At 69.2% G+C, this 18,165-nt stretch carries 17 protein-coding genes; 8 read left to right on the top strand and 9 right to left on the bottom strand.

Annotated features, from left to right (window positions below; all coding sequences use genetic code 11):
* Positions 1-41: 41 nt before the first annotated feature.
* Positions 42-2,411: a transglycosylase domain-containing protein gene (locus ACFWRV_RS24835; protein ID WP_384337946.1), complete on the bottom strand. Its 2,370-nt coding sequence runs from the start codon at positions 2,409-2,411 to the stop codon at positions 42-44.
* 209 nt (positions 2,412-2,620) lie between these two features.
* Between ACFWRV_RS24835 and ACFWRV_RS24830 the strand changes: the two genes are divergently transcribed.
* The 4 genes from ACFWRV_RS24830 (at position 2,621) to ACFWRV_RS24815 (ending at position 6,147) form a co-directional block, all read left to right on the top strand.
* Positions 2,621-3,421 (top strand): ABC transporter permease, encoded by an 801-nt coding sequence (locus ACFWRV_RS24830; protein ID WP_384337945.1) that lies wholly within the window; start codon positions 2,621-2,623, stop codon positions 3,419-3,421.
* Positions 3,414-4,292: an ABC transporter permease gene (locus tag ACFWRV_RS24825; RefSeq protein ID WP_384337944.1), complete on the top strand. Its 879-nt coding sequence runs from the start codon at positions 3,414-3,416 to the stop codon at positions 4,290-4,292. The genes ACFWRV_RS24830 and ACFWRV_RS24825 overlap by 8 nt, the downstream gene beginning before the upstream one ends.
* A gap of 50 nt (positions 4,293-4,342) precedes the next feature.
* Complete coding sequence (locus ACFWRV_RS24820) at positions 4,343-5,329, top strand: ATP-binding cassette domain-containing protein (RefSeq protein WP_384337943.1); 987 nt, start codon at positions 4,343-4,345, stop codon at positions 5,327-5,329.
* A gap of 116 nt (positions 5,330-5,445) precedes the next feature.
* A complete protein-coding gene (locus tag ACFWRV_RS24815; protein ID WP_384337967.1) occupies positions 5,446-6,147 on the top strand; it encodes a DUF1707 domain-containing protein in 702 nt (233 codons plus the stop codon).
* Positions 6,148-6,272: 125 nt separating this feature from the next.
* Here the strand turns inward: ACFWRV_RS24815 and ACFWRV_RS24810 are convergent, their stop codons facing one another.
* Positions 6,273-7,520: an SGNH/GDSL hydrolase family protein gene (locus ACFWRV_RS24810; RefSeq protein ID WP_384337942.1), complete on the bottom strand. Its 1,248-nt coding sequence runs from the start codon at positions 7,518-7,520 to the stop codon at positions 6,273-6,275.
* A gap of 142 nt (positions 7,521-7,662) precedes the next feature.
* Here ACFWRV_RS24810 and ACFWRV_RS24805 point away from each other — a divergent pair, with 142 nt between their 5' ends.
* On the top strand, positions 7,663-9,087 hold the full coding sequence (locus tag ACFWRV_RS24805) for a DUF445 domain-containing protein (protein ID WP_384337941.1): 1,425 nt from the start codon (positions 7,663-7,665) through the stop codon (positions 9,085-9,087).
* Positions 9,088-9,237: 150 nt separating this feature from the next.
* Here the strand turns inward: ACFWRV_RS24805 and ACFWRV_RS24800 are convergent, their stop codons facing one another.
* Entirely contained in the window at positions 9,238-11,004 is a 1,767-nt protein-coding gene (locus tag ACFWRV_RS24800) for a serine/threonine-protein kinase (protein WP_384337940.1), read from the bottom strand.
* 152 nt (positions 11,005-11,156) lie between these two features.
* The gene (locus tag ACFWRV_RS24795; protein ID WP_384337939.1) at positions 11,157-11,459 is read right to left on the bottom strand and encodes a hypothetical protein; all 303 of its coding nucleotides are present in this window, start codon (positions 11,457-11,459) and stop codon (positions 11,157-11,159) included.
* A gap of 235 nt (positions 11,460-11,694) precedes the next feature.
* Between ACFWRV_RS24795 and ACFWRV_RS24790 the strand changes: the two genes are divergently transcribed.
* Entirely contained in the window at positions 11,695-12,318 is a 624-nt protein-coding gene (locus ACFWRV_RS24790) for a hypothetical protein (RefSeq protein ID WP_384337938.1), read from the top strand.
* 99 nt (positions 12,319-12,417) lie between these two features.
* On the opposite strand, the gene ACFWRV_RS24785 is transcribed toward ACFWRV_RS24790, so the two are convergent.
* From ACFWRV_RS24785 to ACFWRV_RS24775, 3 genes are all read right to left on the bottom strand, one after another.
* Positions 12,418-13,314: an excalibur calcium-binding domain-containing protein gene (locus tag ACFWRV_RS24785; RefSeq protein WP_384337937.1), complete on the bottom strand. Its 897-nt coding sequence runs from the start codon at positions 13,312-13,314 to the stop codon at positions 12,418-12,420.
* A 223-nt stretch (positions 13,315-13,537) separates the two neighbouring features.
* Positions 13,538-14,443, bottom strand: coding sequence for an endonuclease/exonuclease/phosphatase family protein (locus tag ACFWRV_RS24780; protein ID WP_384337936.1), 906 nt, complete (start codon positions 14,441-14,443; stop codon positions 13,538-13,540).
* A 309-nt stretch (positions 14,444-14,752) separates the two neighbouring features.
* Positions 14,753-15,370, bottom strand: coding sequence for a hypothetical protein (locus ACFWRV_RS24775; RefSeq protein WP_384337935.1), 618 nt, complete (start codon positions 15,368-15,370; stop codon positions 14,753-14,755).
* Between ACFWRV_RS24775 and ACFWRV_RS24770 the strand changes: the two genes are divergently transcribed.
* Positions 15,369-16,010, top strand: coding sequence for a DUF5753 domain-containing protein (locus ACFWRV_RS24770; protein ID WP_384337934.1), 642 nt, complete (start codon positions 15,369-15,371; stop codon positions 16,008-16,010). The two genes, ACFWRV_RS24775 and ACFWRV_RS24770, sit on opposite strands and share 2 nt — an antisense overlap.
* Positions 16,011-16,020: 10 nt before the next feature.
* Positions 16,021-16,227, top strand: coding sequence for a DUF397 domain-containing protein (locus tag ACFWRV_RS24765; RefSeq protein WP_384337933.1), 207 nt, complete (start codon positions 16,021-16,023; stop codon positions 16,225-16,227).
* A 58-nt stretch (positions 16,228-16,285) separates the two neighbouring features.
* Here ACFWRV_RS24765 and ACFWRV_RS24760 read toward each other — a convergent pair whose 3' ends face one another.
* Positions 16,286-16,909: a HEPN domain-containing protein gene (locus ACFWRV_RS24760; RefSeq protein WP_384337932.1), complete on the bottom strand. Its 624-nt coding sequence runs from the start codon at positions 16,907-16,909 to the stop codon at positions 16,286-16,288.
* A gap of 14 nt (positions 16,910-16,923) precedes the next feature.
* Positions 16,924-18,144, bottom strand: a complete 1,221-nt coding sequence (locus tag ACFWRV_RS24755; RefSeq protein WP_384337931.1) for a DUF262 domain-containing protein — start codon at positions 18,142-18,144, stop codon at positions 16,924-16,926.
* Positions 18,145-18,165 lie beyond the last annotated feature (21 nt).

Below are 18,165 nucleotides of genomic sequence, written 5' to 3'. Positions count from 1 at the left end.
CGGGGCACTGGGGCCGGGGCGCTCGGGGCCGGCGGTTCGGCCTACCCGCCGTTTCCGGCTGTCGCGCCGCCGGTGGATCCGGCCGATCCGCCCGACCCCGATCCCCCCGAACCCGATCCGCTGTCCGCCTCGCTGTCCGCCCCGCCGTCCGTTCCGCTGGGTCCGCCGTCGCTGCCCGTGCCGCCGTCCGCTTCGCCGTCCGTCCCGTCCGTCGTGTCCCCGGTGGTGTTCTCGCCGGTGTCCGTGCCGGGTGAGGGCGGCGAGCTGCCGGAGGGGGTGGTGTCGGGCTCCGACGAGGAGGACGGGTCCGTGCTCCCGTCGGAGTCCTCGTCGACCAGGATTTCGTCCCCCTCGGCGGAACCCGGGGCCGGCCGCAGGTCGAACTCCTGGGCCGGGGAGGAGCGCAGCGCCGCTTCCGTATAGGCGGCCCAGGTCTCGGCCGGGGCGCCGCCGCCGTTGACACGGGACAGGCCGAGGGCTCCGTACAGCGGGGTCTGGGCGCCGGTGTCGGGGTTCTGGCCCATCACGGCGACGACGCTCGCGAGGTCCGGGGTGTACCCGGCGAACCAGGCGGCCCGGTCCTCCTCCGCGGTGCCGGTCTTGCCCACGGCGGGGCGGCCCACCGCCTGGGCGGCCGTGCCGGTGCCGCCCTCGACGACGCTGCGCAGGACGGCGGTGGTGGTGTCGGCGGCCTCGCGGCTGACGGCCTGCTCGGTCGTGCGTTCGGGCAGCTCGATCTCCGCGCCGTCCTTGGTGACCTTCTCGACGAGGACGTAGTCGCCGTGCCGGCCGTGGTCGGCGAGGGTGGCGTACGCCTCGGCCATGTCCAGGACGCTGGCGTTGGCGGTGCCGAGCGCGATGGAGGGGGAGGCGGTGAGGTCGGGGGTGTCGGTGGGGATGCCGAGGGCGACCGCGGTGTCCCGGACCTTTCCGGGGCCGACGTCCTGCGCCATCTGGGCGTAGACGGAGTTGACGGACTTGTCGGTGGCGACGCGCACGGTGATGTCGCCGTAGTCGACGTCGTCCTCGTTGGCGGGGGCGTAGTCGGTGGACCCCTGCACGCCGACGACCGTGCGCTTGTTGGTGCCGTCGTAGACGGTGTTGGCGGTGATGGGCCGGCCGTCCTGGGTGGTGGAGTCGTTGACGACGGCGGAGGTGAGGACGAACGGCTTGAAGATGGAGCCGACCTGGTAGTCGCGGCGGGTCGCGTTGCTGACGTACTGCTTCGTGTAGTCGATGCCCCCGTACAGGGCGACGACCTCGCCGGTGTCCGGGACGATCGAGGCGCCGCCGACGCGGACGTTGCGGTCGGCCTCGCGTTCGGCGCTGGTCCTGGACGTCACGTTCTCGTCGACGGCCTTGACGAAGGCGTCCTGCTTGGCTTTGTCGAGGGTGGTGGTGATCCGGTAGCCGCCGGTGGCGAGGGTCTTCGCGTCGAGGATGCCGCGCCGGTTCAGGTAGTCCTCGACGGCCTGCACGATGTAACCGCGCTGCCCCGAGAGCCCGGTCGACGGTCTGGCCTTTCCGAGGGTGGGGAACGGTGTCGTCGCCCGTTCGGCCGCATCGAGCCAGCCCTCCTTGACCATGCCGTTCAGGACGTAGTTCCAGCGGCGCTGGGCCGCGGCCCTGTTGTCGGGGTGGGCGACGACGTCGTAGGCGCTGGGGGCGTTCAGGAGGGCGGAGAGGTACGCCCCTTCGGCGGTGGTGAGGTCCTCGACGTTCTTGCCGTAGTACGCCTGGGCGGCGGCCTGGATGCCGTACGCGTTGCGCCCGAAGTAGCTGGTGTTGAGGTAGCCCTCGAAGATCTGGTCCTTGGTCTCCTCGCGGTTGAGCTTGACCGCGATGATGGCTTCCTTGGCCTTGCGCAGGACGGTGCGTTCCTGGCCGAGGTAGTAGTTCTTCACGTACTGCTGGGTGATCGTCGAGCCGCCCTGCTTGCCCTTGCCGGTGACGGTGTTCCAGCCGGCCCGGATCATCGCCTTCACGTCCACGGCGCGGTCGTCGGAGTAGAAGTCCCGGTCCTCGGCGGCCAGGACCGCGTGCCGGACGGACGGGGGGACCTGGTTGAGCCTGACCTTCTCCCGGTTCACGTCGCCGTCCCGGGCGATGACACTGCCGTCGTTGTAGAGGTACACGTTGGACTGGGCGGTGGCGGCGGCGTTGGCGGCCGGGATGCCGACGAGCTGGTAGGCGGCGAAGACCCCGGCGCCCAGGAGGAGGGCGAGGCCGAGGACGGTGCCGAGGGTCAGCCGCCAGGTGGGGACGGCCCGCCGCCAGCCGGTGCGCCGGGGCCGCGTCTTCTTTCCCGGCTTCTTTCCGGGCTTCTTCCCGGACGTCGGCCCGTGGTTTCCGGTGGAGGCCGCCGCGCCTGAGGAGTCGCGGGGGGCCCAGCTCTGTGGCTCGTCGCTCATGTCGGTGGGGGCTCCTGAGACGTGGTCAGTTCTCCCATAGTGCCCGTTTCGTCAGGAAATCTGCGTTTCTTATCGTCTTGTTCCCTCCTCCGGTCGTCGTCCCGCCGCTCTCCGGCCGTGAGAAAACGGTTCGCGGCGGCCCTCGCGCGTGTACTAGGGTCGTGCGCTTTGGTGCCGGGAGCCGGTGGCGGCGGGGGAGAGGGGGCGGCATGCGGCTGTACGCAGTCGTGGCGGCGGGCGGATTCCGGCGCTACGCCACCTACCGGACGGCGACGGCGGCGGGGGTGTTCACCAACACCGTCTTCGGCTTCATCATGGCGTACACCTATATCGCCCTGTGGGACGAACGTCCGCAGCTCGGCGGCTACGACACCTCCCAGGCGCTGACGTACGTCTGGCTCGGCCAGGCCCTGTTGGCGGCCAGCGCCATGATGGGCGCGGGCTTCGAGAGCGAGCTGGTCGAGCGGATCCGCACCGGCGACATCGCCGTCGATCTGTACCGGCCGGCCGACCTCCAGCTGTGGTGGCTGGCGGCGGACCTGGGCCGGGCGGCGTTCCACCTGGTCGGGCGCGGGGTGGTGCCGATGTTCCTGGGGGCGCTCGCCTTCGACCTCGCGCTCCCCGGATCGCTCTGGACCTGGCCGGCGTTCCTGATGTCGGTGTTCCTGGGCGTCGTGGTCAGCTTCGCGGTGCGCTATCTGGTCGCGATGTCGGCCTTCTGGCTGCTCGACGGCGCGGGCGCGATGCAGATGGCCATGCTGGCGGGGCTGTTCTTCTCCGGGATGCTGCTGCCGCTGAACCTGTTCCCCGGGCTGCTGGGCGAGGTGGCGCGGGCCCTGCCGTGGTCCTCGCTCCTCCAGGTGCCGGCCGATGTGTTCCTCGGCAAGCACACCGGGTGGGGGCTGGTGGAGGCGTACGTGTTCCAGGCCGGATGGGCGGTCGTGCTGCTCGGGGCGGGCCGCCTGCTGCAGACCGTGGCGACCAGGAGAGTGGTGGTGCAGGGTGGCTGACACGGTGGCGGTACGGACCGAGGAGGAGCGGGTGCCGGCCGGCTTCGCCTTCGAGGAACGGCCCCGGCCGCTGGAAGGGCTCCGGGCGTACGGGCTGATCATGGCGATGTGGGTGCGCTCGACGATGGCGTACCGGGCCTCGTTCGCCATGACCCTGTTCGGGAACCTCGCGGTGACGGCCTTCGACTTCGTCACGATCCTGCTGATGTTCACGCACGTCGACGCGCTCGGCGGCTACTCGCTGCCGGAGGTCGCGCTGCTGTACGGCTTGTCGGCGACGGCGTTCGGAGTGTGCGACCTGCTGTTGGGGTCGATGGACCGGGTCGGCTCTCGCGTCCGGGACGGGACGTTCGACACCCTGCTGGTGCGCCCGGTGCCGGTGCTGGCGCAGGTGGCTGCGGACCGGTTCGCGCTGCGCCGGCTGGGCCGGATCACACAGGGCCTGCTCGTGCTCGGCTACGCGCTGGTCACCCTCGACATCGCCTGGACACCGGTGAAGATGCTGATGCTGCCGATGACGGTGGTCAGCGGGGCGGCGATCTTCGGGGCGATCTTCATCGCGGGAGCGGCGTTCCAGTTCGTCGCGCAGGACGCCTCGGAGGTGCAGAACTCCTTCACGTACGGCGGGACGACGCTGCTCCAGTACCCGCCCACGGTCTTCGCGAAGGACCTGGTGCGCGGCGTGACGTTCGTGGTGCCTCTGGCCTTCGCGAGCTGGCTGCCCGCGCTGTACGTGCTGGGGCGGGAGTACCCGGTGGATCTGCCGCAGTGGGTGGCCTTCCTGCCGCCGCTGGTCGCGGCGGGCGCTTGCGGTCTTGCGGGCCTGGCGTGGCGGGCGGGGCTGCGGTCCTACCGGAGCACGGGCAGTTGAGGAGCCAGGAGCCGACCAGGTCGGACGGGACTACGGGGAAGGGCACGGGCATGGCGGACGACGGGTTCATCAGCCTCGACGGCGTCGAGAAGGTCTTCGAGGTCCGCCGCCGGGCGGGTCTGCTGCGCCGGGAGCGCCGTGAGGTGCGGGCCGTGGACGGGATCAGCTTCCAGGTCGCGCGCGGCGAGATGGTCGGCTACATCGGCCCGAACGGGGCCGGGAAGTCCACCACGATCAAGATGCTGACGGGCATCCTCACCCCCAGCGGCGGCCGGCTGCGCGTCGCGGGCATCGACCCCTCCCGCGAACGCACCCGCCTGGCGCACCGCATGGGCGTCGTCTTCGGCCAGCGGACGACCCTCTGGTGGGACCTGCCGCTGCGCGACTCGTACCGGCTGATGCACCGCATGTACCGCATCCCCGACCGGCGTTACCGGGAGAACCTGGACCGCTGCATCGAACTCCTCGACCTGGGCCAGCTGTTGGATGTGCCCGTACGGCAACTCTCCCTGGGGCAGCGGATGCGCGGCGACATCGCGGCGGCGCTGCTGCACGATCCCGAGGTGCTGTACCTGGACGAGCCGACGATCGGCCTGGACGTGATCTCCAAGGCCAAGGTGCGGCAGTTCCTGAAGGAGCTGAACGCCGAGCGCGGCACGACGGTCCTGCTGACGACCCACGACCTCACCGACATCGAGCAGTTGTGCAACCGGGTGATGGTGATCGACCACGGCCGTCTGATGTACGACGGTTCGCTGGCGGGCCTCCACGAGGTGGGGGAGAGCGAGCGCATGCTCGTGGTGGACCTGGAGAGCGAACTGCCCCCGATCGTGCTGGAGTCGGCCGGCGCGGGAGACGCGCCGGTGCTGCGGGCGGTCAAGGTGGAGGGCCCGCGCCAGTGGCTGGCGTTCCCGGCCGCCGCGTCGGCGGCCCCGCTGGTGGCGCGGATCGCCGCGGACTACCCGCTGGTCGACCTGTCGGTGCGGGAGCCGGACATCGAGGCCGTCATCGCGAGGATGTACGAGTCCGCGCCCTGACGCGCACTCTCCCGGGGGGTTCGCCGGGCGGCGCGCCCAGGTCGTGGGCCTGCGGGTCTGTGCCGGGAACGGGTGTGTTCAATAGGCTGCGCGGTATGACAAGTGAGAGTCCGGACATGCGCGCCTCCGATGCCGAGCGGGAGCGGATCGCGGAACTGCTGCGCGAGGCCGTGGCCGAGGGCCGACTGGATATGGACGAGTTCGAGCAGCGCCTCGAAACGGCCTACAAGGCCCGTACCCACGGGGAGTTGGAGCCGCTGGTCCAGGACCTCCCGGCACCGGGCTCGGCGGTCGCTCCGGTGGGCTCGTCCGCCCCCGCCCCGCTGCGGGGCTCCGCCGCGAACTGGCCCGCGCGGATCGGCGGCACCGCGACGTCCAAGGGCGGGTTCGCGTTGTGGGGCGGCTTCAACCGCAAGGGCCGCTGGACGGTGGCCCGGACGTTCACCGGGTTCGCGATGTGGGGCGGCGGTGAGATCGATCTGCGCGAGGCGAACTTCGAGGACCGTGAGGTCGTCATCCGCTGCATCACGATCATGGGCGGTATCCATGTGACCGCGCCGCCGGAGCTGAACGTCGAGGTCCGCGGCATCGGCATCATGGGCGGTTTCGGCGAGGGCTCCAACGAGGAGGGCGAGCCCGCCCCGGACGCCCCGCACGTGCGGATCACCGGCTTCGCCCTGATGGGCGGCGTCGGCGTGGACCGCAAGCGGACGAAGGCGGAGCGCCGCCGCCTGAAGGAGGCGAAGGAAGCCGAAATGGAGGCGCGCCACCGGAGCGGGCTGGAGGGGCCGGGCGAGGGCCGCCGAAAGGAGCTCTGAGGGACCGGGGCCGGGGGCGCAGGGGCGGCCCCGGCCCCCCCCGGGCTTCGGCCTCCGGACCGAAGCAGCGCCTCCTCAGCGCCTCACGGCGCGCCGGAAGCCCCTCACCGTAAGCCGGATGCTCCTCACAGCGCGTCGGACCGGGGCGCGCGGGCGCGGTCCAGGGACTTCAGGTCCACCCGGTCGCCGAGCGCGCGGTATCCGTCGTCGTTGAGGTGCAGGTGGTCGCCGGAGTCGTACGTGGCGAGGAGCCGGTTCGGCGCGGCCGGGTCGCGTACCGCCGCGTCGAAGTCCACGTACGCGTCGAAGACCGTGCCCGCCCGGATCTGCTCGTTGACCGCGTGGCGTACGGCGTCGCGCTGGGGCGTCCAGGTCGCGAAGCCCTCGAACGGGGTCAGCGTCGCGCCGACGACCCGGAGCCCGCGCGCGTGCGCCCGGTCGGTGAGGGCCCGCAGGCTGTCCACGATGCGCTGGGGGTCGGGCTCCTGCGGGTACTGCTGTACGTCGTTGATGCCGAGCGCCACGACGACCGTCCGGGCTCCGGCGACCTCCAGGACGTCCCGGTCGAGCCGGTCGGTGCCCGACTGGCCCCCGGTGCCGCGGCCGGCGCCCACGGCCCGGTTGCCCGCGATGCCCGCGTTGGCGACCCCGTACCGGCCGCCCAGCCGGTCGGCGAGGACGTCCGTCCAGCGGGCGTTGGCGTCGGTGGTGGAGCCGCTGCCCGCGGTCAGGGAGTCCCCGAGGGCGACGACCGCGCCGAGCGCCCGCTCGCTGCGGACGTCCACGGCGGTCAGATAGCGCCAGTTGCCGGTGCTGAAGGTGCCGCGCTCGTCGATCAGGAACGAGGTCTGGTGGGTGTACGGGTGGTAGGTGACAGGACCGCCGCCCTGCGGGGTCCGGAAGCTGACCTGGAGGTCGGAGTCGGGGGCCACGGGCACCACGACCGGGTCGCTGATGACCCGTCCGCCCGCGGCGACGGTGACGGCGGCGGCGCCCTTGAAGGTGACCGGCCGGGTGTTGACGGTGGCCTGGTCGACCACCAGGGGTGTCGTGCCGAAGAGGTTCGACAGCGTGATGCGGGCGACGTTCCCGCCGACGCTGGTGTGTACGACGTTACGGATGGTGCGCCCGGGGAGCCCCTGCTCGGTGCCCGGTTCGGCGCCGACGGGCGCGGCGGTCCAGGTGGCGGTCCACGTGCCGCCCGAGGTGGCGGGGGCGACCGGGTTACGGGCCGCCGCCTGGGTCTCGGCCGGCGGGAGCGGCGTCGACCCGGGGCCGGAGAGCAGCGTCGTGGCGAAGGCGACGGCGGCGGCGAGCGCGGCGGTGCCCGCCACTAGGGCGATGAGCAGGGCATACCCCTGGCGCCTTGGCATGTGCGGTGGTTCTCCTTGTGATGATCGTGCTGGTCCCATGATGCGGCAGGCCTTCGGGAACTCCACATGCGGCCCGGGAGTAGGGGAGGTAGGGACAATGCGTACGTCACGGGGGAGAGGCGTACGCGGACGGGTGGAGCGGATGGAACGGACCGGATCCGGCGAGCAGGAGCAGGACGGGGACGCGGTGCAGAAGGACGCGGCGCAAGGGCCGGAGGGATCGGAGCGGGCGGCCCTGCCGCCGGCGCAGGCACAGGCGTCGGCGCAGGCACGGGAGCCGAGGGTGGGCGCGGGCCCGCTGGCCTCGTTCGCGTACACCGCAGCCGACGAGGAGAAACAGCGCGGCGTACGGCGCATGAAGCTCACGGCCACCGGCCTCCTTCTGCTCGTCGCGCTCGTCTACGTCCTGGCCACCTGGGCGAAGAACTCAGGTGTGGGGGGCTGGCCGGGCTACGTCGCGGCGGCTGCCGAGGCGGGGATGGTGGGCGCGTTGGCGGACTGGTTCGCCGTGACGGCGCTCTTCCGGCGCCCGCTCGGCCTGCCCATTCCGCACACAGCCATCATCCCCACCAAGAAGGATCAGCTAGGACAGTCCCTCGGTTCCTTCGTTGGGGAGAACTTTCTCTCCGGAGACGTCATTCGTGACCGAATTCACGCTCTCGGGGTCGGTCGGAGGGTCGGTGTCTGGCTCGCGGAGCCGGCCCACGCCGACCGGGTCACCGCCGAGCTGGCGACCGCGCTGCGCGGGGCGCTGACGGTCCTTCGGGATTCCGACGTCCAGGCGATCGTCGGCGAGGCGATCACCCGCCGGGCCAACGCGGTGGAGATCGGCCCGGGCCTCGGCAAGATGCTGGAGAAGGTCGTCACGGACGGCGGCCACCGCAAGGTCGTCGACCTCGTCTGCGTACGGGCGCACGACTGGCTGGTGGAGCACGGCGACTCGGTGATGAACGCGGTGCAGGGCGGGGCCCCCGGCTGGACCCCGCGGTTCGTGGACAAGCGGGTGGGGGAGCGGGTCTACAAGGAGCTGCTGCGGTTCGTCACGGAGATGCGGGACATGCCGGAGCACCCGGCGCGCGGCTCCATCGACACGTTCCTGACCGACTTCGCGGCCGATCTCCAGAGCGACGCCGACACCCGGGCCCGCGTGGAGCGGCTGAAGTCGGAGATCCTGGGCCGCGCCGAGGTCCAGGACGTCATCGCCTCGGCCTGGTCCTCCGTCCGCACGATGATCCTCTCGGCGGCGGAGGACGAGCGCAGCGAACTGCGGCTGCGGGCCCGCGCGTCGCTGATGTCGCTGGGCGCGAAACTGGCGAGCGACGCACGGCTCCAGGGCAAGCTGGACGGCTGGCTGGAGGACGCGGCGGTGTACGTGGTGACGACGTACCGCGCGGAGATCACCTCGCTGATCAGCGAGACGGTCGCGGGCTGGGACGCGGACCAGACCTCGAAGAAGATCGAGGCGCACATCGGCCGCGACCTCCAGTTCATCCGGATCAACGGCACGGTGGTCGGCGCGCTGGCGGGCCTGGCGATCTACTCGGTGTCGCACGCGCTGGGCGGCTGACCTGCGCCACCCGCCCCGGCGCGGGTCCCGGGTGCGTACCCGTCCTGTCGTACGGGTACGCACCCGGCTTGTGCGGGGAGTTGCCCGGTAGTACGGGCGGGGCGCGGCGGGTGTTCAGGGCCGGGGGGCCGGATTTCCTCGCCGGACGTCCTACGGCCCGTCGACGGGTTCGGCCGCGTTGCGCCAGACGGTGAGGTCGAGGCTGATGTAGGCGCTCGGGCTGCCGCTGCCCGACGCGCCGCGGTAGACCGCCACCGCGATGTGCCCCGCGTTGCTGAGAACGCAGATCTGCGATCCCTCGGTGAGCTGGTCGAGCCGGATTTCCCGGGTGTATCGGGTCACCGACCGGCAGGTCTCCAACGAGCCCTTCTGCCCGGCGGCCAGCAGGACCAGGTTGCCGTTGCGGGTGCGTAGCTCGTCGCTCTCCACGACGTTGAGCGTCTCGGGCTCGAACTGCAGGTCCGCGTCGCTGCTGGACCGCCCGTTCCCGCTCTTCTGCGGACGCGGCGGGTTGTCCGCCAGCATCACGAAGTGGTTCTCGGGGATGTCGAGGCCCTTGTACGACACCGGCGCGGGGTCCTTCTGCTCCTGCCCGCCGCCACCCCCGTCGCCCTTTCCGCTTCCGCTGCTCGCGCTGCTGCCGCGCGACGGGTCTTTGTCGTCCTGCCCGCCGAAGTTCCGCAGCAGGGAGCCGAGGACTGCCAGGACGACGACCGCGCCCACGACCGAGGCGGCGACGATCAGCCCGGTCCGCCTGGGCTTCTCCCGCTGGAGCGGCGCGGAGGGAGGCCGGTGGAGAGCGGCGGGCGTCGGGCCGTACGAACCCGGCGGGGGCGGCATCGGGGATCCCGGCGGACCGGGCGGCGGTACTGCCCCGGGCGCCCGGGGGCCGGTCTGCGTCGGGGCGGCGGCGACCGCGTGTCCGGTCGGGGTGGCGTGGCTGGGCGGCGACTGCGACTGCGGGGAGAACTGGGTGGGCGGGTGTGCGGGCGGCGGGGTGGGTGCGGGGGCGGGCATCCGCAGCCGCTCGGTGATCGAGCCGGCGACCGCCCGCGGGAGCCAGTCCTCGCCCTGGCGGAGCGGTTCGGGTGAGATGTCGTGGCACATGCGGATGATGTCGGCCAGGGACGGGCGGTCGGCCGGGTCGCGGCTGAGGCAGCGGGCGACCAGGGGCCGGAGTGCGTCGGGCAGCCGGCTGAGGTCGGGGTCCTCGTGGACGATCCGGTAGAGGACCGCGTGCGAGGGCCCGTCGCCGAACGCGGGTGCGCCGATCGCGGCGTAGGCGGCGATCTGGCCGAGGGCGAAGACGTCGGTGGCCGGGGTGACGGTGCCGGCCGCCGCCTGCTCCGGCGCCATGAACGCCGGGGTTCCCACGCTGACACCGGTACCGGTCAGGGCGGTCGTGTCGGCGGCCCGGGCGATGCCGAAGTCGATGACGCGCGGACCGTCGGCGGCCAGCAGCACATTGGCGGGCTTCAGGTCGCGGTGGACGATGCCCGCACCGTGGATGACCCCGAGCGCCTCGGCCACCCCGACCGTCAGCAGCAGCACACTGCGCAACGGCAGTCCGCCGTGCCGGGCCACCGCGTGCGCGAGCGAGGGACCCGGCACATAGGCCGTCGCCAGCCAGGGCTGCGCCCCTTCGGTGTCCGAGTCGATCACCGGAGCCGTGTACAGACCCTGCACCCGCTGCGCGGCCCGCACCTCCTGCTGGAAACGCCGCCGGAACTCCGGATCCTCACTGAACTCCGCCCGGATCACCTTGATCGCGAGAGGCCGGCCCCCAGGCGTGTACGACAGGTACACCTTGCCCATCCCGCCCGCGCCCAGCACGGCGGCCAGCCGGTAACCCCCCACCACGGCGGGGTCTCCTTCGGCGAGCGGTGCGAAGTGGTCGGCGGAAGGTGTGTTGGTCATCGCGCATCATCCCCTGTTGACGGCAGTTGGGCTCCTGCCCGAGCCGCGAGTCAATCAATGAGCGTATCCACTTCCGGGGCCCCGACCTGCCGGACGCGACAACGTTTGCGCTACAGAACGCCGTTGCCGGTCCTCCGGGACGCCGGCCGTCCTCAGCCGGTCCGGCGGGTGACGGCCCAGGACGCGGCGGCCACACCGCCCGCGACGGCGAACACAGCGGGCCACGCGCCGATCTTTTTGGCGAGCGGGTGCGACCCGGCGAAGGCGGCGACGTAGGCGACGGTCAGCCCCGTGGCGGCCCGGGGACCGGCCGCACGGTTCCACTCGTACGCGGCCAGCGCCCCGGCGGCGCCGAGCGCGACCCCGCCGAGCGGCCGCTTCCCGGTCCACCGGGCGACGCCATAGCCCCCGACGAGCCCGCCCGCCGCCACCGCCGCTGCCGGAACCTTCGCCATCGCCGCCACCATCGCTTCCCGTCGAGGCCGTCGGCATGTCCGTGGCCCGCTGTTTCCTTGGTCCGTTCCTTCACCCGAGGCTAGCGTTCGGGGCGACGGTGTCGGTGGGCGGGACGGCATCAGGCGGAAGGCGGGGGAGTCGGTGGGGACGTCATGAGGACGACTGTCGCTGACCTCGGCCCGGCAAGAACGGCGTGCGCATGGTCGAACTGACCCTGCCGGAGAGGATGAGGCAGTGAGCTTGCGTTCCGACGTCGCGGAGTTGCTGGCGGGCGCAGGCATCCTCGACGTGGACGTCGAGGATGCTGTCGCGGACGAGCACGTCCGATCGTCCGCGTACCGACGCGTCGTCTCGGCAGTCGCTTCCTCGCGGAGCCGCGACCGGGATGGGGACCCGGACCGCGACCGGGATGGGGACCCGGACCGCGACCGGGATCGGGACTGGGATCGAGACCGGGCGACGGTGGCCACGATTCTGCGCGATCCCGTCGAGATCGTGTCCAAGACGGCGGTGGTCGACTTCGTGGACCGGATGGCGATGAAGCTGACCGGCCCTGAGGAGTTCCGGCAGTGGTCGGCCGAACTGCTGCCGGAGATCGACCAGCTCAAGGGCGAAGGGAATCGAGAGTTCATTCGCCACCGCGTGCACGACTGGCTGTTCTACCTGTCCATCAAGGATGGTCATGTGTCGACGACGTCGGCCGAACTGGCGAAGGTCACGCCCTGGATGCAGCGCGTCCTTGCCGAGGGGGCGACGTCGTCGGCGGTGCTCGCCCTGCTCGCCGAGTCGGGCAGCAGCAAGAAGATACGGAACATCGCGAGGAACCGAGCCGGAAGCCGCACGCGGAGAAGGCAATGAGTTGGTAGTGGCCGCGCTCAGATACGCCGACTGCCTCACCCACTGCCTCCTCCACGGGCTGCGTGGACGGCCCGGAGGCGCCAGGAGGCGGCGCGACGCTTACTCGCAGCCGACGCCGTCCCCGTCGCGGTCCAGGTGCCGACCGTAGCCGGGATCGCCGGTGCGGATGGGCGCGGCGCCAGCGTTCCGTACGGCGGTGCAGTTCGCGTAGGACGTACCTCCGCCACCGCCACCACCACTCGTACTGCCCCCGCTCCCTCCGCTGCCACTGCCGCCGGAGGAAGACGCGGACTCGCCCCACGGCTCGCATCCCACGCCATCGCCGTCGCGGTCCAGATGGGGCGCGTAGCCGGGGTCGCCTTCCTCGACCGGAGCGGCCCCGGCGGCGCGGACGGCGTCGCAGTTCTTGTAGTACGCCGGTGCCGGGGCGGTTGTCCTCGGCGCGGGTTTCGCGGCCGCCGGGGTCGGGGTGGGGCTCGGTTCAGGAGCGGCTGCGGTGACGGTGATGCGGACGACGGCGGTGGCGGCGGGAACGTCAGTGCCCTTCACGCCTACCTGGTACGTCAGTTCGTCCTCGCCGGCGTATCCGTCTCTGGCGGTGTACGTGACCGTGGTCCCGGACACCGATGCGGAACCATTGCTGGGTTCGGCGTCGATGCGCAGGGTCAGTTCGGCCGGGTCGTAGGCGTCGAGCAGAGCGGCCCCGGCCCCGCTCTCCAGGGTGACGGAGTCGTTGTCGAGGACGTCCACGTCCAGACTGCTGCCCGCGTCCACGCTCTGCTCGTCGTCATCCATGAGCGCCAACGCCCGCTCCACGGAGGGCGACGGACTGGCCGACGCGGCGACCTCGACGGCGTCCTTACCGCCCCGGCCGTCCGTACGGCCGTCGTCGCTCCCGCACCCGGTCAGAACCAGGGCGAGCGCGCCCGCGCCCGCCGATACCCGTATCCGGAGGACCCCGCGCCTCGGCCGCCGTGACTGCTTCCTCGTCTGCATGTGTTGCCCCCAAGGCCGGACTTCGTGCGGTGGAGCAGCCGATGCTGGCAGCGCGTACGGGCGGACATCAGCGGCATGGGGGAAGCGAAGCGGAATTGTGATGAAAGCGTGCGTGAGACGTGCAGAGGTGGTCGGGAAGGTGAACGGGAGGTGCGGAGGTGGTCCGGGAGTCGGGATCTACGGAGGCGCTTCCGTCGCGGCACATGCCCGCGGGCTCGCGCACTCACCCCAGGGCGACGCGGGCGACGACGGGCAGATGGTCGCTGCCGGTGGCGGGCAGGGTGCGGATGTGGCCGACGGTGGCGGAGCGGGCCATGACCTGGTCGATCCGGGCCAGCGGGAAGGCGGCGGGGAAGCTGAAGGCGAACCCGCTCTCGGCGACTTCCAACTGTGAGGTGAGAGGCCTCAACCCCCGGTCTTCCACAACACCGTTGAGGTCCCCGAGCAGAATCAGCGGCTCGACGCTCTCGGCCGCAATGGCGCGCCCCAGCAACGCAGCACTCTGGTAACGCCGTTGGGACGCGAGCCCGCCCGTCCCGATCCGGACGGAGGGCAGATGGGCGACGTACGCCGCGACATCCCCGTACGGGGAGTGGACCACGGCACGCACACCCCGACTCCACCCCTCCTCAATGCCCGGGGGCTTGATATCCACCAACTGCTGCCCGCTGATTGGATGTTTGGACCAGAGACCGACGGTCCCCCGGATGACGTGATGCGGATAGTCGGCGGCGAGAGCCTTTTCGTACGCCGCCAACTGCGGATCCACCAGCTCCTCCAGAGCGACGAGATCGGCCCCGGCCTCGATCAACGCCCGGGCGGTCCCCGCGGGATCGCGGTTCTCGTCGCTGACGTTGTGCTGCACGACGACGAGCCCCCGCCCGCTGCTCTCCTCGCCGGGCAGGAGCAACCCGCCGAAGGTGTCCACCCATATGCCCACCGGCAGCAGCAGAGCGACGAGGGCGACGGCGGACCGCCGCACGAGGGCGACGACCAACAGCACGACGACGAGGACGCCAACCCAGGGCAGAAAAGACTCCAGCAGACTCCCAACTCTCCCGGGCCAGTTGGGCACACCCCGATGGAACCCCAGCACCCCGCCCAGGACGACGGCAACTCCGGCGATCACCCTTCCCCGCCGCCCACTCTGCACACCAGGCACCACCGACGTATCCGCCGCCACCGCACCGGGTTCTGCCCGCTCCGCCATGTCTTCCCATCCGCTCGGCCCCGCTCCACAGGACGAACGACCGGGGGGAGCGGGTTCCGATCTTGCTCCGCCCTTCGCCCACCGTTGCCGACCCTTCGACGCCGGCCACACCCCCCGAGGTGCTCACGTGCCGGCCGGACGACCTGCTCCGCTGGGAGGCGGAGGACGCCGAGGGCGAATGAACCGTACCCGCGAGCCCGATCCGGAGGGACGGGACTCGAAACGGGCCTACTGCTGCGGAGGGCCGATGACGCCCTGGCCGATCTGCTCTGCCAGCCAGGAGGCGTGCCGCAGCTCCGACCCGTCGCGACTCGCCCGGCGTACGTGGACGAGGACAGTGTGGTCACCGGAGCGTTCGTCGAGTTCCAGGCTCCGGGAGTTGAGCAGCAGCGAAACCCGGGCGTTGGTGGCTTCGCGATAGATCTCGCGATCCGGTACGTCGGGCCAGACCAAGCTGGACCACCAGATCTCGCCGATGTTCGGTCCGACCAAGGCGGCGAACTCTTCCTCAATGCTGCCGACGGTCTGGTACGCCATGGATGCCCAAAGCGGCAGGTGGGATGAGAGGAAGCCCGGATCACGGGAGAGCTGGGGCGCGTGGACACCGACGTGCAGACCCGTCGGGTCGGAGGGGTCCCGCGCCCAGTCCTTGACATCCTCTTTCCGGAACCAGGCATCCGGCAGCGCTTCGCTTATCCGCAACACTTCCGGGACGGTGCGCAGCTCGACGTCCACCGACACCTCCGCGTGCTGCACGTCGCCCACTGCCACGAGCTGACGTGCCACGCGCAGGGCCAGTGCCAGGTCCGTAGTGCGGAAGACCGGGTACGCGATGGGGTCGGACATGCGGGCACCCTGCCACAACCACCATCGGACTAAGACCTACTTTTCCTCGGTCAGGCGGGCGGGGGAATTCCAGGAGCGACTCACGCTGGAGTCGGACGCCGTACGGATCTACGCATACCAGAGTGTGGTGGTCCCCGGCCTGCTTCAGATCGACGCGTATGCCGAGGCGGTCATTCGCGGCACGGGCAGTAAGCGGATGAGTGACGAAGAGGTGCGGACGCTCGTCGACCTGCGCCTGGCTCGACAGGCGATCTTTGACCGCGATGACGCGCCTCAATACCTCTGCATACTGGACGAGTCGGTGCTTCATCGCCAGGTCGGAGGCCCTGGCGTGACCGCTGCACAGCTACGCAACCTCGTCGAAGTGTCTGACCGCCCTGGCATCGCAGTACAGGTGATCCCGTACGCACAGGGCGCATACGTAGGCATGGACGGCCCGTTCACCGTGTACTCGTATCCAGATCCGATGGAGTTGGACGTGGTCGGCCTCGACAATCTCGACGGCGGTCTGTACCTCGAAGAGAGCGGGGCTGTAGAGAACTACCGCAGTGCCTTTGACCAGCTACGTGCAGCCGCTCTATCTTCGCGACAGTCCATGGATGTGATCTCACGCGTTGCGCGGGATCTTGAGAACGAGTAAGAGGCTCACGATGATGCGGCACGACCTCCCCACCGAAGTATGGATCAAGTCGTCCTATAGCGGTGACACTCAGGGCCAGTGCGTCGAGTTCCAGGCAGTACCGGACGGAGGTGTCGCGGTGGGTGACTCCAAGGACCGCGATCGTGGAGCCTTCGTTTTCCCGCCTGCTGCTTGGGCGGCGTTTGTGGCCGGAGTTAAGAGCGACAGCGCTATCTAACCTCAATGGGTCAGCCGCCCGGCCCTTTGCGGCTGACCCATCAAAACGTGACGGGCGTCTACTTGCTATTCAAGACTTTGTCAACGTGCTTGAAACCAGTGAGTATCTGTTGCACGGTGCTGAGTTCCGACCGCGGGTTAATTTGAACCTGCATCTTACCGCTGGCGCTAGTGTGCGCGATTTCCCCTCGTGCCGTAGCCCAGCTTTCTGTCGCGTTAAGCCAGGCTGTATCAAATTGTTCTCTTGTGACCCCGAGTGGAAGTAGAATCCTTAGCAGGTTCCTTTCCTTTATTCCGTGATTCTTCTTCTTGATGTATGTGCTGTAAGCTTGTTTTTCCGCTGCAATTCGAGCATTCAGCGTGGGGAATTTCTGAGTTCGATCGGTGAGGTTCGAAATTGAATCAGGAATTCCAGTGGTGCCCTCACGGTGCGCCATTAGGGATAGTAGCGAAGGGCGTATCTCTCCCTTCTTGTCCCAGGCCGAGTGGGCATTCTGAATGACTTCGATCGCTCGATCTTCTATGAATGCCTCAAACTCGGCATGTGTCAGAACTCGGAATGCCCGAGCCCGCTCATAAATCCTCTCAGAATAAAGCCCTAGAGCGGAGAATTCTCGCGGAAGGAGGTTCCTCCTGAGCTCAGTGACTCTTCTGGACAGGGTTCGATACCGGGCGGATGGCACGACAGCCTGCCTTCCTACGCAAAAAGCCGATTGTCGCTGAAGGTGGGAATTTGTAGATCTCGTGCGAGGGTGCTACCCAACTGCTCACCCCAGAGGGAGAGTCGGCGGTGGGTCGCCTGGGGGGTCTTAGTCGTGGTCTGAATGGACTCAACGAAACGGCTGTTATTCTCGCAAAGATGCTTGAATGCCGATTCGACCTCCTCCTGGTTTTCGATAGCAGCCGAAGCGACCTCTTCGTTGGCGAAGTAGTAGGTCATGATGTCGAATACGGCCCGATTGAAGCGTCCTTCGTATCCGCCGTCTGACCAGCGGAAGAAAGCGTTGGAGCCGAATACCTCAAATGTTGCCGTAATTGCTTTCTCGCACAAATCGGCGTTCTGCTTAATCTCTTCTTCCTGCGTTTCCCATGCGTCGTTGAGATGGTTAACTGTCCCGTCGAGGAATGCCTTCAGGTTTCCCGTGTAATCGTTGAGCCGATACCGGAAAGCGAAGAACCGGAGCATTATTTCCACGTCGCGCATGCGGAAATCTGGCTTCTTGATCCGCAGGGCCTTCCGGAGTGGCTCGCTAGCAGATGCGGCATCGTCGAGGTAGTCGGTAAAGTGGCCCGGGTGAAGTGCTTGCCGCAATTCCTGAGGGGAGAGTTTTACGCTTCCTGTGTTGAGGCGGAGGAAGACTAGGTTGAGGAAGTCTTCGTTCGGCCAACGGCGTACGACTACTGTGCGGATGGTTTCATTGAGGAAAGCATTCAAATCGTCATCCAGGTCGCTATCCCCTTCCATTTTGGCGAGCGTCTTAGTCTTCAGGTCTTTTCTCACGTCAAGCCGGCTGAGGGCGAATCCTTCGAATGGATCTTCCTCGTCTGACGCTGCCAAGCTTGACCCGGCCGAGAATTGCCTCAGTGCTAGGAGCCGCTGCTTTCCATCCAGCACGATGAACTTTCCGCGGCGTCGCTTATCTTCGGCCAGTACGATCTGCGGGATAGGTAGCCCGAGAATAAGAGATTCAATGAACTGGCTCTTGCGCGCCTTATCCCAGGCGTCACGGCGCTGGAACCGTGGATTGAGCTGAATGTTTCCTCGTCGCAGCTGACTGAGAATGGTTTCGGTTGTCCAGTCGGTATCCGTTACAACTGCTCGCTGCACGTCGCTTGACGAGACGTCGTCTGAGGATTCGCTCTCTTCCCCGTCCTGGTCGTCATACGCCGTCGCATCTTCTGTCTCGGGGTATGTCACGTATGTCTCCTTTTTTGTGTT

The organism is Streptomyces sp. NPDC058576 (assembly GCF_042718715.1).
Classification (GTDB): domain Bacteria; phylum Actinomycetota; class Actinomycetes; order Streptomycetales; family Streptomycetaceae; genus Streptomyces.
The sequence above is the reverse complement of the archived record's forward strand: the minus strand, read 5'-3'. Positions and strand labels throughout refer to the sequence as shown.

Excerpts from the sequence above, each read along its gene's own strand:
- ACFWRV_RS24835 (WP_384337946.1), bottom strand. The coding sequence starts at position 2,411 with ATGAGCGACGAGCCACAGAGCTGGGCCCCCCGCGACTCCTCAGGCGCG.
- ACFWRV_RS24830 (WP_384337945.1), top strand. The coding sequence starts at position 2,621 with ATGCGGCTGTACGCAGTCGTGGCGGCGGGCGGATTCCGGCGCTACGCC.
- ACFWRV_RS24820 (WP_384337943.1), top strand. The coding sequence starts at position 4,343 with ATGGCGGACGACGGGTTCATCAGCCTCGACGGCGTCGAGAAGGTCTTC.
- ACFWRV_RS24815 (WP_384337967.1), top strand. The coding sequence starts at position 5,446 with ATGCGCGCCTCCGATGCCGAGCGGGAGCGGATCGCGGAACTGCTGCGC.
- ACFWRV_RS24810 (WP_384337942.1), bottom strand. The coding sequence starts at position 7,520 with ATGCCAAGGCGCCAGGGGTATGCCCTGCTCATCGCCCTAGTGGCGGGC.
- ACFWRV_RS24805 (WP_384337941.1), top strand. The coding sequence starts at position 7,663 with ATGGAACGGACCGGATCCGGCGAGCAGGAGCAGGACGGGGACGCGGTG.
- ACFWRV_RS24800 (WP_384337940.1), bottom strand. The coding sequence starts at position 11,004 with ATGACCAACACACCTTCCGCCGACCACTTCGCACCGCTCGCCGAAGGA.
- ACFWRV_RS24795 (WP_384337939.1), bottom strand. The coding sequence starts at position 11,459 with ATGGCGAAGGTTCCGGCAGCGGCGGTGGCGGCGGGCGGGCTCGTCGGG.
- ACFWRV_RS24785 (WP_384337937.1), bottom strand. The coding sequence starts at position 13,314 with ATGCAGACGAGGAAGCAGTCACGGCGGCCGAGGCGCGGGGTCCTCCGG.
- ACFWRV_RS24770 (WP_384337934.1), top strand. The coding sequence starts at position 15,369 with ATGCGGGCACCCTGCCACAACCACCATCGGACTAAGACCTACTTTTCC.
- ACFWRV_RS24775 (WP_384337935.1), bottom strand. The coding sequence starts at position 15,370 with ATGTCCGACCCCATCGCGTACCCGGTCTTCCGCACTACGGACCTGGCA.
- ACFWRV_RS24765 (WP_384337933.1), top strand. The coding sequence starts at position 16,021 with ATGATGCGGCACGACCTCCCCACCGAAGTATGGATCAAGTCGTCCTAT.